Origin of the sequence: Devosia sp. MC532 (genome assembly GCF_016461625.1) — a bacterium.
Lineage (GTDB): Bacteria > Pseudomonadota > Alphaproteobacteria > Rhizobiales > Devosiaceae > Devosia.
Genome location: NZ_JAEMNZ010000002.1, coordinates 80,373 through 93,079, shown reverse-complemented (window position 1 = coordinate 93,079; position 12,707 = coordinate 80,373). Strand labels below are relative to the sequence as shown.

At 57.8% G+C, this 12,707-nt stretch carries 13 protein-coding genes; 12 read left to right on the top strand and 1 reads right to left on the bottom strand.

Features of this window, described 5'->3' with window-relative positions; all coding sequences use genetic code 11:
* Position 1 precedes the first annotated feature (1 nt).
* The 4 genes from JHC09_RS03470 to mnhG are packed head-to-tail and all read left to right on the top strand — an operon-like array spanning position 2 to position 2,713.
* Positions 2–1,585, top strand: coding sequence for a monovalent cation/H+ antiporter subunit D (locus tag JHC09_RS03470; RefSeq protein ID WP_199530837.1), 1,584 nt, complete (start codon positions 2–4; stop codon positions 1,583–1,585).
* Positions 1,582–2,067 (top strand): Na+/H+ antiporter subunit E, encoded by a 486-nt coding sequence (locus tag JHC09_RS03465; protein ID WP_169196420.1) that lies wholly within the window; start codon positions 1,582–1,584, stop codon positions 2,065–2,067. The genes JHC09_RS03470 and JHC09_RS03465 overlap by 4 nt, the downstream gene beginning before the upstream one ends.
* Entirely contained in the window at positions 2,064–2,345 is a 282-nt protein-coding gene (locus tag JHC09_RS03460; RefSeq protein ID WP_169196421.1) for a K+/H+ antiporter subunit F, read from the top strand. The genes JHC09_RS03465 and JHC09_RS03460 overlap by 4 nt, the downstream gene beginning before the upstream one ends.
* Entirely contained in the window at positions 2,342–2,713 is a 372-nt protein-coding gene (mnhG, locus tag JHC09_RS03455; protein ID WP_199530836.1) for a monovalent cation/H(+) antiporter subunit G, read from the top strand. The genes JHC09_RS03460 and mnhG overlap by 4 nt, the downstream gene beginning before the upstream one ends.
* On the opposite strand, the gene JHC09_RS03450 is transcribed toward mnhG, so the two are convergent.
* Positions 2,710–3,018 carry a TM2 domain-containing protein gene (locus JHC09_RS03450; protein WP_199530835.1) on the bottom strand — a complete coding sequence of 103 codons (309 nt, stop codon included), beginning with the start codon at positions 3,016–3,018 and terminating at the stop codon, positions 2,710–2,712. The two genes, mnhG and JHC09_RS03450, sit on opposite strands and share 4 nt — an antisense overlap.
* A gap of 108 nt (positions 3,019–3,126) precedes the next feature.
* Here JHC09_RS03450 and JHC09_RS03445 point away from each other — a divergent pair, with 108 nt between their 5' ends.
* The 8 genes from JHC09_RS03445 (at position 3,127) to JHC09_RS03410 (ending at position 12,587) form a co-directional block, all read left to right on the top strand.
* Positions 3,127–3,882, top strand: a complete 756-nt coding sequence (locus JHC09_RS03445) for an IclR family transcriptional regulator (protein ID WP_169196424.1) — start codon at positions 3,127–3,129, stop codon at positions 3,880–3,882.
* 217 nt (positions 3,883–4,099) lie between these two features.
* Entirely contained in the window at positions 4,100–5,110 is a 1,011-nt protein-coding gene (locus tag JHC09_RS03440; RefSeq protein WP_199530834.1) for a substrate-binding domain-containing protein, read from the top strand.
* A gap of 67 nt (positions 5,111–5,177) precedes the next feature.
* A complete protein-coding gene (gene pstC / locus JHC09_RS03435) occupies positions 5,178–6,557 on the top strand; it encodes a phosphate ABC transporter permease subunit PstC (RefSeq protein ID WP_199530833.1) in 1,380 nt (459 codons plus the stop codon).
* A complete protein-coding gene (gene pstA / locus JHC09_RS03430; protein WP_199530832.1) occupies positions 6,554–7,909 on the top strand; it encodes a phosphate ABC transporter permease PstA in 1,356 nt (451 codons plus the stop codon). The genes pstC and pstA overlap by 4 nt, the downstream gene beginning before the upstream one ends.
* Before the next feature lie 79 nt (positions 7,910–7,988).
* Positions 7,989–8,756, top strand: a complete 768-nt coding sequence (gene pstB, locus JHC09_RS03425; RefSeq protein ID WP_248308883.1) for a phosphate ABC transporter ATP-binding protein PstB — start codon at positions 7,989–7,991, stop codon at positions 8,754–8,756.
* 20 nt (positions 8,757–8,776) lie between these two features.
* Positions 8,777–9,490, top strand: a complete 714-nt coding sequence (gene phoU, locus JHC09_RS03420; RefSeq protein WP_199530830.1) for a phosphate signaling complex protein PhoU — start codon at positions 8,777–8,779, stop codon at positions 9,488–9,490.
* A gap of 99 nt (positions 9,491–9,589) precedes the next feature.
* Positions 9,590–10,291, top strand: a complete 702-nt coding sequence (gene phoB, locus JHC09_RS03415; RefSeq protein ID WP_169196430.1) for a phosphate regulon transcriptional regulator PhoB — start codon at positions 9,590–9,592, stop codon at positions 10,289–10,291.
* 268 nt (positions 10,292–10,559) lie between these two features.
* Positions 10,560–12,587 carry an autotransporter outer membrane beta-barrel domain-containing protein gene (locus JHC09_RS03410; RefSeq protein WP_199530829.1) on the top strand — a complete coding sequence of 676 codons (2,028 nt, stop codon included), beginning with the start codon at positions 10,560–10,562 and terminating at the stop codon, positions 12,585–12,587.
* Positions 12,588–12,707 lie beyond the last annotated feature (120 nt).

The following is a 12,707-nucleotide window of genomic DNA, read 5'->3' as shown; positions in this document are numbered from 1 at the left end:
GATGGATCTCGCTCACGTCGCTATTCTACCGATCATCATCCCGATGATCGCCGTCATCACCAATCTGCTGATTGGTGATGGTCGCAGCGATCGTTTCGTCGGATTGAACATCGCATTTGCCGCAATGAGCGTACTGGTTGCAGTACTGCTCGTCACGTCGATCATTCTAGCTGGCGATGCTGCCGTAGCCGTTTACCCGCTTGGCAATTGGCCCGTACCGTTCGGCATTGTGCTGGTTGCGGACCGCTTGGCGGCAATCATGGTGCTGCTCACAGCAGTCCTTGCCTTTGCCGCCTTGGTGTTTGCATCGGCCCATTGGTATCGCAATGGCACGAACTTCTTCCCGCTCTTCCACGCCCTGACCATCGGTCTTTATGGTGCGTTCCTGACTGGGGACTTGTTCAACCTTTTCGTCTTCTTCGAAATCCTGCTGGCCGCGTCCTATGGCCTGGTTTTGCACGGCGGTGGTCGCAATCGCGTCCGCCCTGCCCTGCACTATATCGCCGTCAATCTCGTCGCCTCATCGCTCTTCCTCATCGGCGTAGCCTTGATCTATGGCACCACGGGCACCCTAAACATGGCCGATATCGCTCGCGTATCGGCGCAGTTGGGTGAAGAGAACCGCGGTCTGTTTGAAGCAGGCGCTGCTATTCTCGGCGTTGCTTTCCTCGTCAAGGCGGGCGCGTGGCCCCTGCACTTCTGGCTCCCGACCGCCTATTCGGCAGCAGTTCCGCCTGTCGCAGCACTCTTTGCGATCATGACAAAGGTCGGCTTCTATGCCCTCTTGCGTCTCTGGACCCTCGTCGTTGGCGAAGGCAATGATTTCGGCCAGAACACGCTGTTCGTGCTCGGCCTTCTCACCATTGCCTATGGCAGCTTGGGTGTTTTGCAGTCCAAGGCTCTCGATCGCCTCGCGAGCTACTTGATCATCGTTTCTGCAGGCACGCTGCTGCTCAGCGTTGCCTATAACGACCCCGGCGTCACAGCTGGCGCGCTGTTCTACGTGATCGTCGCAACTCTCGCAGCGGGTGCCCTGTTCCTCCTCAAAGACATCATCGACCAAGGCTTGCCCGCGGAAGCGCAAGTTCTCGCCGTTTCGCTCGAATTCTACGGCGACGAAGAAGATGAAGAGATCGACGAAGATCAGGAAGTTAGTCCCACCATTCCGGCCGGAACGGCGCTGATCAGCTGCTGCTTTGCCATTATCGCCCTGTTGATGGCGGGCCTGCCGCCTTTTGCTGGCTTCTTGTCGAAGTTCATCATGCTGTCCTCAGCGTTCGACGCAAGCAATGCTCCAACTGCGGCGACGTGGTGGTACACTGCGGCCATGATCATTTCAGGGCTCTTGGTGCTCATCGCCATGGTGCGTAACGGCATCAACATCTTCTGGACCTCCATGCCTGAAGAAGGCATCCAGGTGCGCGTGGCCGAAATTCAGCCCATCATCGGCTTGATTGGCATCTGCGTGCTGATGACATTGTTTGCTGGGCCCATCCTCGACATCCTCAACGACACGGCCGCCCTCTTGCATTCGCCTCAGGCCTATATCGACGCTGTCTTCACCAGCATGAGGAACACACAATGAGCAGGCTGTTCCCCTATCCTGTCCTCTCCCTCATGCTACTGTTGTTGTGGCTCACGCTGCAGCAATCTGCCGGGCTCGGCCACATCATCATGGGCATCGCCATAGCGATTGCCGTGCCCCACTTCGCACTCCCCGTTCTGCCGGATCGTGTCCGCATCAAACGGGTCTTGCCCTTGGTCAAAATGACCTTTGTCGCAGGGCTCGACATTATCCGGTCGAACTTGGCCGTGTTCACTATTCTCATTCAGAGACGCCCGAAGCCCACGGCGGAGTTCATCGAGATGGAACTCCAACTCACCAATGAGTTTGCCCTGGCCATCTTGGCCTGCATCGTCACCGCCACGCCGGGCAGCGCCTGGCTGCAATACGACAAAGAACGCAATGTCGTTTTGCTCCACGTGTTCGATCTGATTGATGCTGATGAATGGATTAACACCGTCCGCAATCGCTACGAGAAACCGCTGTTGGAGGTATTCCAATGAGCCACGATATTCTGATGTGGAGCATCACCAGCGCACAGGTCATGCTTGCGGCCGCGATGCTCGCGACCCTCTATCGTATGTTCATGGGCCCGCGCGCTCAAGACCGCATCCTGGCGCTCGACGCCCTCTACGTCGTCGCCATGCTTCAGCTCATCGCTTTGGGCATTCGCACCGCAAACCAGATTTACTTTGAACTGGCCATGCTGATCGGTCTTTTGGGCTTTGTCGGCACCGTCGCCTTGGCAAAGTTCCTCATGCGTGGCGAGGTGGTCGAATGATCCCGGACCTTCCCCTCTGGCTCGCAATCATCGTTTCGGCATGCGTGGTTGTTGGCTCCATACTTACTCTTGCAGGGTGCCTTGGCTTGGTCCGGCTCAATGATTTTTATCTGCGCATTCATGCCCCCACCATGGGCACAAGCATGGGTGGCGGACTGATCCTCTTGGGCTCGGCAATCTATTTTACCGTCATCCAAGAGCGTCCCGTCTTCCATGAGATCGCGATTTTTGTCTTCATGACACTCACGACCCCGGTGACGCTGATGCTGCTCGCACGAGCGTCCTTGTTCCGGGATCGCTATGAAAAAGCACTGACGGAGGCCAATAAGGCCGACGACGCCAAGATCGAGAACCAGCCTACAAACTAGTAGCGGCGCCCAAGCACACGGTTCGCAACCTCATTATTCCGGCGTGAAATCATGCCGGGAATAAGGAGCGCATCAATGAGCCACCACGCGCCCATGATGAACCACAGAAATCCGAACAGCCCAAAGCTCACGAACGTCAGCAGCGCAAATAGCGCCGACATCGCTAGCATGATGAGGCCGCTGACCACGCGCCCAAGATAAAAGCGGTGAACACCGATATAGCCGAGGAAGAACCACAGCACATAGGCGATGATCGGGGACTTCTTTTCGATGTCATACTGCGCGTAAGCACGATCTTGCGTCATTTCTTCTCCTAGAAAACTCCGCCTGATGTGGTGGTGGAACCACCAAAATACAAGCGTAGCAACGGAACCGCGCTTGACCTTGTTCCGAGACAACGCGACAAAGCTCCCATGCGCGATGGCGATATCATTCACGGCCTGATTAGAGGCCTATCGGTTATCGAATGTTTCGATGAGGAACATTCACGGATGTCGATCACCGAAGTTTCTGCACGAACGGGCCTTGAGCGCGCCACGGCACGCCGATGCCTGCTCACGCTCGTGCATCAAGGCTATGCCACTTATGATGGTAAATTCTTCCAGCTCACGCCGCGCGTCCTAAAGCTGGGGCATTCCTACCTCGCCACCACGCCCCTACCCCGCCTGATCCAGCCATTTCTGGAAGAGCTATCGCGCGATACACATGAGTCCACCTCGGCCGCCGTCTTGGATGGCACCGACATTCTCTATGTTGCACGCGTCTCCACCCGCCGTGTGATGTCCATCAACCTTGCCCAAGGCGCACGCCTACCGGCATATTGCACCTCCATGGGACGCATATTGCTGGCCGCCCTGCCACAAGACCAAGCGCGCGACATTCTCGAACGCTCTGAGCTAATCGCCTACACAGAGCGCACCAAGGCAGATATGCCCTCAATTCTGACAGAGCTGGCAGTTGTCGCTGCTCAGGGCTTTGCGGTCATTGATCAAGAGCTCGAACTCGGTCTCTGCTCCATCGCTGTGCCGCTCTATAACACGTCCGGTAAGGTCGTCGCTGCGGTCAACATCGGCGCCCAGACAGCACGTGCTCCGACCTCGAAAATGATCGCGCATTTTCTACCGCTCATCCGCAAAATTCAGTCCGAACTGCGCCCCCTCCTGCGCTAATCGTCTCAGATTCTCTGTGTCACACTCCGTCACATAAGCTGTCACACAGCGTATCATCTTTCATTTTGTCGTTGCAAACCAGCATCTTAGCGCGTCACATACCTGTCACTGAACTGCAATAAATCTGTCGCCGTGCAGCAATATGGTCCTCCACGTTCAGGGCGGCCAGACAGATGGCTGGCCAAGACCTAAAACGAATTTCGAGAGGGAATTCCCTATGAAGATCGCACTCTACGCTAGCACCGCTGTTGTCGCCCTCGCCGCTTTTGGCACTGTCGCCGCTCAGGCCCGTGACACCATCCAGATTGCTGGCTCCTCGACCGTTCTCCCATTCTCTTCCATCGTCGCTGAAGAGTTTGGCGCGACCTTCCCTGAATTCAACACCCCAGTAGTCGGCTCCGGCGGCACCGGTGGTGGCTTCCGCCAGTTCTGCGAAGGCGTTGGTGAAAATACCATCGACATCGCCAATGCATCGCGTCCAATCCGTGACAGCGAGCGCGAAGCTTGCAACGCCGCTGGCGTTACCGACATCCGCGAAATCCAGTTCGGCTTTGACGGCATTGTCTTCGCATCGTCCGCAACGGGCGCTGATTTCGCCCTGAAGCCAGAACACGTTTACAAGGCCATCGCGGCTAAGGTTACTGTTGATGGCGCCCTTGTCGACAACCCATACACCACCTGGGATCAGGTTGACCCATCCCTGCCGAACCAGCCAATCGCCCTCGCGATCCCTGGCTCGAACCACGGCACCCGCGAAGTCTTCCAGGAGAAGGTTGTCGCTCCAGGTGCTGAAGCTGCAGGTCTGCCAGAAGGTCTTTCGGAAGAAGAAGCCGAAGCCGCTGTCACCACCTTCCGTCAGGACGTCGTTGTCGAAATCGCCGGTGACTACACCGAAACTCTCGCGCGCCTGACCGCAGACAAGAACACCATCGGCGTGTTCGGCCTCTCGTTCTACGACCAGAACAAGGACACCCTCAAGGTCGCGACCATTGATGGCGTTGTTCCTTCGCTCGAAACCGTTGCTGCGGGCGAATACCCAGTTTCCCGTCCACTCTACTTCTACGTCAAGGGTCAGCACATCGGCACGATCCCGGGCCTAGCAGAATTCACCGAATACTTCATCTCTGAAGGCATGTCGGGTCAGGGTGGCACTCTCGAATCCGCGGGTCTGATCCCGCAGCCGGCAGAAGTCACTGCCGAAGTACTGGCTACCTTCCTGGGCCAGTAATTCTCCCAAACAGCGGGCCGCATCTGATGCGGCCCGCATCTCTTAGGGCCAGTAAGGACCCCACAAAGTGAACACAGCGATCGTTGCCGGATTACTCATCGTCCTGCTTGGTCTTGCTTACCAGCTCGGCTGGTCCAAGAGCCGCGCTCTCGCAACGCCAAACGGCGTTCGCGTCCATTCTCGTTCCCAGTATCACGGCTCCCTCGCCGCGATTTGGACTCTGGTGCCTGCCGTTCTGGTGCTGGCCATCTGGGCCTTCTTCTACCCCGGCGTCACCCATTGGTTCACGGTCTCGCAGATCCCAACGGATGTTCTGACGGGGCTCGACCAAATGGGCCTCAACGCCCAACTCAAGCGCATTCAGGATCTTGCCTCTGGCTTCGGTGTCACTGGCGAGCTTTTGCCGTTTGAACAAGCCGCTGGCGAAAACCTTGGCCGCTTCCAGCTTCTCTCATTTCTAATCATGTTGGCTTCCGCAGCAGGTCTGGGCGTCCTCGGCCTAAACCTTGCCCGCCGCCGCATCAGCCCACGCCTGCGCGCCCGCAACGAAGTTGAACGCGCCATCTCCTGGCTGCTGATCGCCTTCTCGGCCGTCGCGATCCTCACCACCGTAGGCATTGTTGCCTCGCTGGTTAGTGAAGCGCTGCGCTTCTTCACCTTCGTCAATCCGCTCGATTTCTTCTTCGGCACCGTCTGGGCGCCAAAGTTCTCCTCCACCGGTTCAGGTGATGCCGGGTCTTATGGCCTGCTCCCTCTCCTCGGCGGTACGCTGATGATTTCAGCCATCGCCATGCTGGTTGCGGTCCCGATCGGTCTGATGACCGCGATCTACCTCAACCAATACGCGCATAAAAAAGTCCGTGCCGTCATCAAGCCTGTGGTCGAAATCCTCGCGGGTATTCCAACCATTGTTTATGGCTTCTTCGCACTCGTCACCGTCGGTCCCTTCCTGCGCGACTTCGGCGCCTCCATTGGCATCTCCGTCAGCGCTACCAGCGCTCTGACCGCTGGTATCGTTATGGGCGTGATGATCATCCCGTTCATCTCCTCCCTGTCCGACGACATTCTCAATCAGGTTCCGCGTACGCTCCGTGATGGTGCCTACGGCCTCGGCGCCACCCAATCTGAAGCCATCCGCAATGTGCTTCTACCAGCAGCTCTCCCAGGCATTGTCGGCGCATTCCTCTTGGCCGTGTCCCGCGCCATTGGTGAGACCATGATCGTGGTTCTCGCTGCCGGTAACGCTCCAATCCTGCGCGGCAACCCGCTGGAGCCTGTCTCCACCATCACCGTGTCGATTGTTAATCAACTGACCGGCGACACCGACTTCACCGGCCCACAATCGCTGGTTGCCTTCGCCTTGGGCTTGACGCTCTTCGTCATGACCCTCTGCCTGAACATTGTCGCCCTCTACATTGTCCGTCGCTTCCGGGAGCAGTACGAATGACCAACACTGTCCTCGACACTGCCGCCGAACGCCGTAAACGCGTCCGCGATGGACTGGCGCGCCGTCACCGCACCGAAAAGCTTTTCCGTTGCTTTGGCGTCGTCGCCATTGCACTCGCTCTTGGGTTCGTCGCCATTCTGTTCACCGACGTTCTCCGTAAGGGCGTTCCAGCGTTCATGCAGTCGAACCTGCATCTGGAAATCACCTACGATCCTGAACTGATCAAGATCGAGCCTGCCCCTGTCCACACCGCCGGTCAGTCCGATGCTGAGTTTCATGCTGCCAACATGGCCTGGCAGCGGAAGCTCGCCATGCTCAACTGGAATAACGTCATCGAAGCCTCCCTGCGCAAAGCAGCGCCGGAAGGGTATGAGATCGACACCCGCCAGCTCCTGACCATTGCCGAGACCGACGCCCGTCACGAAGTCCGTGAACGCCTCGTCGCCGACCCGTCCCTGATGGGCCAAACCGTGCAGATGGAGCTTCTCGCTTCGGCCAATGCCGATAACTGGATCAAGGGCAATATTGACCGCAGCTTGGGCGACGGTCAGCAACAGCTCTCGGCCCCGGCGCGTGCTCTCATCGACATTTTCGAAGAAGACGGCACCATCACGCAGGGCTTTGCGTGGTCGCTGCTCTCCAGCGTTGATAGTCGCTCCGCTCCCGCGTCGGCTGGCCTCTTGGGCGCCTTCATGGGTTCGCTCTGGATGATGCTGATTGTGGTTGTTCTTGCCGTGCCAATTGGCGTGGGCAGCGCGATCTATCTTGAAGAGTTCGCGCCCAAGTCGCGCCTCACCGACTTGATCGAAGTGAACATCAACAACCTCGCGGCTGTTCCCTCGATCGTCTTCGGTCTTCTGGGCGCCGCAGTGTTCATCAACTGGTTCCGCCTCCCCATCTCTGCCCCCTTGGCTGGTGGTCTCGTCCTCACCTTGATGACGCTCCCGACCATCATCATTGCCACCCGCGCAGCTTTGAAAGGCGTATCCCCGGCCCTGCGCCAAGCCGCGCTCGGCATGGGTGCTTCCAAGACGCAGATGGTGTTCCACCACGTGCTTCCCGTCACCTTCCCTTCGATCCTGACCGCTACCATCATCGGCGTCGCTCAGGCTTTGGGTGAAACCGCGCCGCTCCTCTTGATCGGCATGAACGCCTTCGTCGCGTCGGTCCCCGGAACCCCGCTCGATCAGGCGACCGCCCTCCCCGTTCAGATCTACCTCTGGCAGGGCAACGAAAACCGCAACTTCTTTGAAGCCCGCACCTCCGCCGCTATCATGGTCCTGCTGGCCTTCATGATCTCCCTCAATGCGATCGCGATCTTCCTCAGATCTCGCCTCGAAAAGCGCGCATAAGGATCACATAATGGATATCCTTGCCTCCAAGGCCAAGACACCCCACACTGCCCTCGGCGCCAATACGGATCTGTCTGAAATGATCGCGCATCCCATTCGTCTGACTGCCCGCGATGTCACCGTGCACTATGGTGCCAAGCAAGCTTTGCACGGCATTTCCATCGACATCCCAGATCGCTCTGTCACCGCTTTCATCGGTCCATCGGGCTGCGGTAAGTCGACCTTCCTGCGCTGCATCAATCGCATGAACGACACCATCGAAGGCGCCAAGGTTGGCGGTAAAATCGAACTCGACGGTCAGGACATTTGCGCGCCAGACCTTGACGTGGTCGAACTGCGCGCCCGCGTTGGCATGGTGTTCCAAAAGCCGAACCCGTTTCCGAAGTCGATTTACGACAACGTCGCCTACGGTCCGCGCATTCACGGCCTTGCCCGCAACAAGACCGATCTCGACGCTATCGTCACCTCCTCGCTGCAAAAGGCAGGTCTCTGGAACGAAGTGAAGGATCGCTTGCAGGAACCAGGCACCGGCCTGTCCGGCGGTCAGCAGCAACGTCTGTGCATTGCCCGCGCCATCGCCGTTGGCCCAGAAGTCATTCTCATGGACGAGCCCTGCTCGGCCCTCGACCCGATTGCAACCGCCATCATCGAAGAGCTGATTGACGAGCTGCGGACCAATTACACCATCGTCATCGTCACCCACTCGATGCAGCAGGCAGCCCGCGTCTCGCAAAAGACTGCCTTCTTCCACTTGGGTAATCTGATTGAACAGGGCGACACGGAAGACATCTTCACCAACCCAGTCCACAAGCAGACCCAAGACTACATCATGGGCCGTATCGGTTAATCTAAGGGGAGAGCACAGCCATGCCACACAATACCGGCACAGAGCACATCGTTACCTCGTATAACGAAGAACTTCTCGCCCTCGCGCAGGCCATCGCCGAAATGGGTGGTCAGGTGGAAACGGCTGTCGAAAACGGCACGCGCGCCCTGCTCAAGCTCGACCGCGAACTGGCTGACGTGACCATCATCGCCGACCAGCGTATTGACGACATGCAGCGCAAAATCGACGAAATGGCCGTGTCCATGATCGCCCGTCGTCAGCCAATGGCGTCCGACCTGCGCTCGATCATCACCGCCATCCACGTGGCGTCGGATCTTGAGCGCGTTGGCGATATGGCCAAGCAATTGGCCCGCCGCTCGCTCAAGCTCGAAACGATCAACCTGCAGGCCTCGTTCTACAGCGGCGTCCGCAACATGACCGCTCTCGTGCTCGGTCAGCTCAAGGAGGCGCTCGACGCCTACGCCAATCGTGATGCGGAAGCTGCCGTTGACGTTTGCAATCGTGATGATGATGTCGACGCCATGCACACTTCCCTGTTCCGCGAACTCCTCACTTATATGATGGAAGACCCGCGCAACATCACCCCCTGCACCCAACTGCTATTCTGCGCCAAGAGTCTTGAACGTGTGGGCGACCACGCAACCAATATCGCTGAACGCGCTTACTATCTTTCGACTGGTAAGCAGCTCACCAGCGACGTCCAAGAACTCCAACGTCAGCAGATCAAAGCCTAAGCGCCAATTTCGTCACGTCGCCCAATCGGCGTGACGAACTCTTCGAAAATCCCCTATATTGAGTAACGGTCCCTTGGGGCCGATTGACGGAGCACGCCCATGCCCGCGACGATCCTTGTTGTCGAAGACGAAGCCGACATCTCCCTGCTCCTGCAATACAATCTGCAGGCTGAGGGCTTTGATGTCGTCACAGCGGAAACCGGCGATGAAGCGCACCACGCCATCGCAGAACGCGTCCCTGATCTGATCCTGCTCGATTGGATGTTACCCGAAGTTTCCGGCATCGAAATCTGCCGTCGCCTGCGTGCGCGTGAAGAAACCGCGCGCGTACCGATTATTATGCTCACCGCCCGTGGCGAAGAAGAAGAGCGCGTGCGCGGTCTCACCACCGGCGCAGACGACTACATCGTCAAACCATTCTCTGTCCCCGAACTCGTCGCCCGTATTCAAGCGCTGCTGCGCCGGGCGAGCCCAAGCCTTGTGACGAACGCGCTTAAGGTTGGTGAGCTTGAGCTAGACCGCACCACTCACCGCGTCAGCCGTGGGTCCCGAGACATTCACCTTGGGCCGACAGAATATCGCCTGCTCGAATACCTCATGACCCATCCGGGCCGCGTCTACACCCGCGAGCAACTTCTCGACGGCGTTTGGGGCAATGACGTCTATGTCGACGAACGCACTGTGGACGTCCATATCGGCCGCCTCCGCCGCGCCATCAATCGCGGCAAGGAAGCCGACCCCATCCGCACGGTCCGCGGCGCCGGCTACTCCTTCGACGAACGCTTCTCGCAACTGGCTTAGATCGCGTGCCCTTAGGCACAACAAGGTCTGACACTCGGCACTGTTTTCTGGTCACCGCAAGTCGCCGCTGATCAGAAAAAAGCCAAAAAATCTCTCTGCGCGGGGCGCATCGAAACTGTTTTGCGTGTTCTACGAGGCCCAATAACGCAATCCACCAAATCAGACGCTTGACGTGTAAAGTCCTTTCATATCATAGAATTAACCATAATATTCTTCGTGTCGCCTGATTTGTTGAGCAGCGCCAAAAGCTGCAGATTGCCGCGCCACTATGTTGTCAAAGCCAATTGCCGTTGTACCGGCGATCGTCGCCCTACTTGCTGCTACCAATATCACCGCAGCGCAGGCCCGAGATATCACCATCAGTGAAGGTCAAACCGGAGGTGCTCAGAGCCTTTCCGGGATCGGGGACACGCTCTTTATCGCAAGTGGTGGCACCTTGGACTCCACAAGCAACGTGATTTCCATCACCGGCTTGGATACGGTGATCACGAACTACGGTACGATCGAAAATCGCGGAAGCGCCACCTACGCGCTGGAAACGCTGGCAGCTAACACGCGAGTGGTCAATCACGGCGGCATCTTCTCCTACGAAGACTGCTCCTATGGCGTCTACGCCACTGGTGATTATTTCACACTCACCAACACCGGAACGATTGAGACCAAGGGCAGCTGGGCGGGCACAGGTATCCAGGTCGAAAACAGCGCCAATAATGTGCTCAATGTGACGTTGGACAATAGTGGCAGCATCATCACCCACGGCACACAATCCCACGGTATTAGCCTTTACGGCACCAGTTCACGCATCACCAATACGGGCAACATTAGGACAGCGGACCACGGCAGCGCCGGTATCTATGTCTACTCCCCCACGACCCAAAGTGATATTGTCATCACCAACTCCGGGACCATCCATGCAAAGGGTGGAGAGTACCAAACCTCTTCTGGCGGCTACGTCCAGAGCCATGGCATCCAAACCAATGCCGCCAATGTTCACATCATCAACAGCGGCACCGTAATCAGCGAACAGTTCGACGCTTTCGCAATGGGCTTTGCCAATAGCAAACTTACGCTCTTGCCCGGCTCTGTGGTTTCTGGTGGCATTCGCTTCTCGCAGGCTGCAACGGGCTCTCTCGAAATCGGCAACGGCCTTGAAGGCGTTATCAAGATCACTGGAGAGTTGCGCGACGATCAGATCGAAACGCATGGCCAGGCCTATACCCGCGCTGTCACAACCGAAGCCACTGAGCACCGCCGCAATGGCGATGCCGCGACGAGCACCTACACAACCTTCACCGTTGTTTCCACCGCCTCCATCGAAGCGGCCAACACCGCGACTGTTCAAACTGCTAGCACTGTAACATCCAATATCGCCAACCATACTGGCGATCGCCGTCAAAGCCTGCCGCGCAGCACCTCGGCTCTGGGCTATGCTCCGTCCCCGGCGACACCAGACTTCCCTGATTTTGCCCCGAGCGACGATTTTGGCGCATGGGCCAGCGCTTATGGCGAACTCACTGCCCCAGCTTCGGGCAAGACCGGCTCCAAGTCCTTGCAAGGTGGTGCACTGGTTGGCTCAGACGTAAAACTCTCTGATGATAGCCTCGCGGGGCTTTTCGTTGGCCTCGGTCGTGGCCACGTCGAGACGGTTTCCAAGTCCGAACTCGATGTCACGTCTCTGCTCGGCGGCGGCTATGCCTCGCTGGCTGTTGGGTCCGTGTTCATCGACATCAACGCGACGCTTGGCGTTTCCGCCAATGACAGCGCGCGCCGCTTCTTCAACAACACGGTCGCAGCAGGGTATGAAACAGCCTATGCCAACTATGTTAGCATGTTCGCCAGTCCGTCGATCAAACTCGGCATGGACCAGGATCTCGGCTTCGCTCGCCTAACTCCGAGCGTCACCTTGACCTATGCTGGCATTCATCAGGCTGGTTATTCGGAATCAGGCTCCTCTGCCAATGTCACCATGGGTTCCAGCTTCTCGCACCTGCTCAATGCCCGTGCAGAACTTGAACTCGGCACTATCGACCTCGGCGAAGCGGGCAGTGGCTGGAGTGGCAGCGCCAAGATTGGTGCCGATAGCACATTGACCTATGGCGGCACGACCGATGCTCAAGTGCTCGGCACGACACTAAGCCTTGCGGGCAACTCGGCCAATGCCGCGCGCGGCTTCATCGGTGCCAATGCCCAATACCAGTCCGGCACCTACAGTTTTACCGCCGGCACAGAACTCGGCCTCAACACCCAAGGCATGGTCTCGGCCAGCCTACGCGGCGGTGTCGGAATGCGTTTCTAAAGCCAGCAGTTATCTCTAACTCAAATCGCTCGCCACTTGCGGGCGATATTGGTTTCGACGGGGTTCACGTTCTCGCTGTACGTTCCTCACAGCTCAGCTAGTCTCCTAGCAACCATTTGA

Bases quoted from the DNA above. Each gene is read 5' to 3' on its own strand.
- JHC09_RS03460 (WP_169196421.1), top strand. From the start codon at position 2,064: ATGAGCCACGATATTCTGATGTGGAGCATCACCAGCGCACAGGTCATG.
- phoB (WP_169196430.1), top strand. From the start codon at position 9,590: ATGCCCGCGACGATCCTTGTTGTCGAAGACGAAGCCGACATCTCCCTG.
- phoU (WP_199530830.1), top strand. From the start codon at position 8,777: ATGCCACACAATACCGGCACAGAGCACATCGTTACCTCGTATAACGAA.
- JHC09_RS03410 (WP_199530829.1), top strand. From the start codon at position 10,560: ATGTTGTCAAAGCCAATTGCCGTTGTACCGGCGATCGTCGCCCTACTT.
- JHC09_RS03450 (WP_199530835.1), bottom strand. From the start codon at position 3,018: ATGACGCAAGATCGTGCTTACGCGCAGTATGACATCGAAAAGAAGTCC.
- JHC09_RS03465 (WP_169196420.1), top strand. From the start codon at position 1,582: ATGAGCAGGCTGTTCCCCTATCCTGTCCTCTCCCTCATGCTACTGTTG.
- mnhG (WP_199530836.1), top strand. From the start codon at position 2,342: ATGATCCCGGACCTTCCCCTCTGGCTCGCAATCATCGTTTCGGCATGC.
- JHC09_RS03470 (WP_199530837.1), top strand. From the start codon at position 2: ATGGATCTCGCTCACGTCGCTATTCTACCGATCATCATCCCGATGATC.
- JHC09_RS03440 (WP_199530834.1), top strand. From the start codon at position 4,100: ATGAAGATCGCACTCTACGCTAGCACCGCTGTTGTCGCCCTCGCCGCT.
- pstA (WP_199530832.1), top strand. From the start codon at position 6,554: ATGACCAACACTGTCCTCGACACTGCCGCCGAACGCCGTAAACGCGTC.
- pstB (WP_248308883.1), top strand. From the start codon at position 7,989: ATGATCGCGCATCCCATTCGTCTGACTGCCCGCGATGTCACCGTGCAC.
- JHC09_RS03445 (WP_169196424.1), top strand. From the start codon at position 3,127: ATGCGCGATGGCGATATCATTCACGGCCTGATTAGAGGCCTATCGGTT.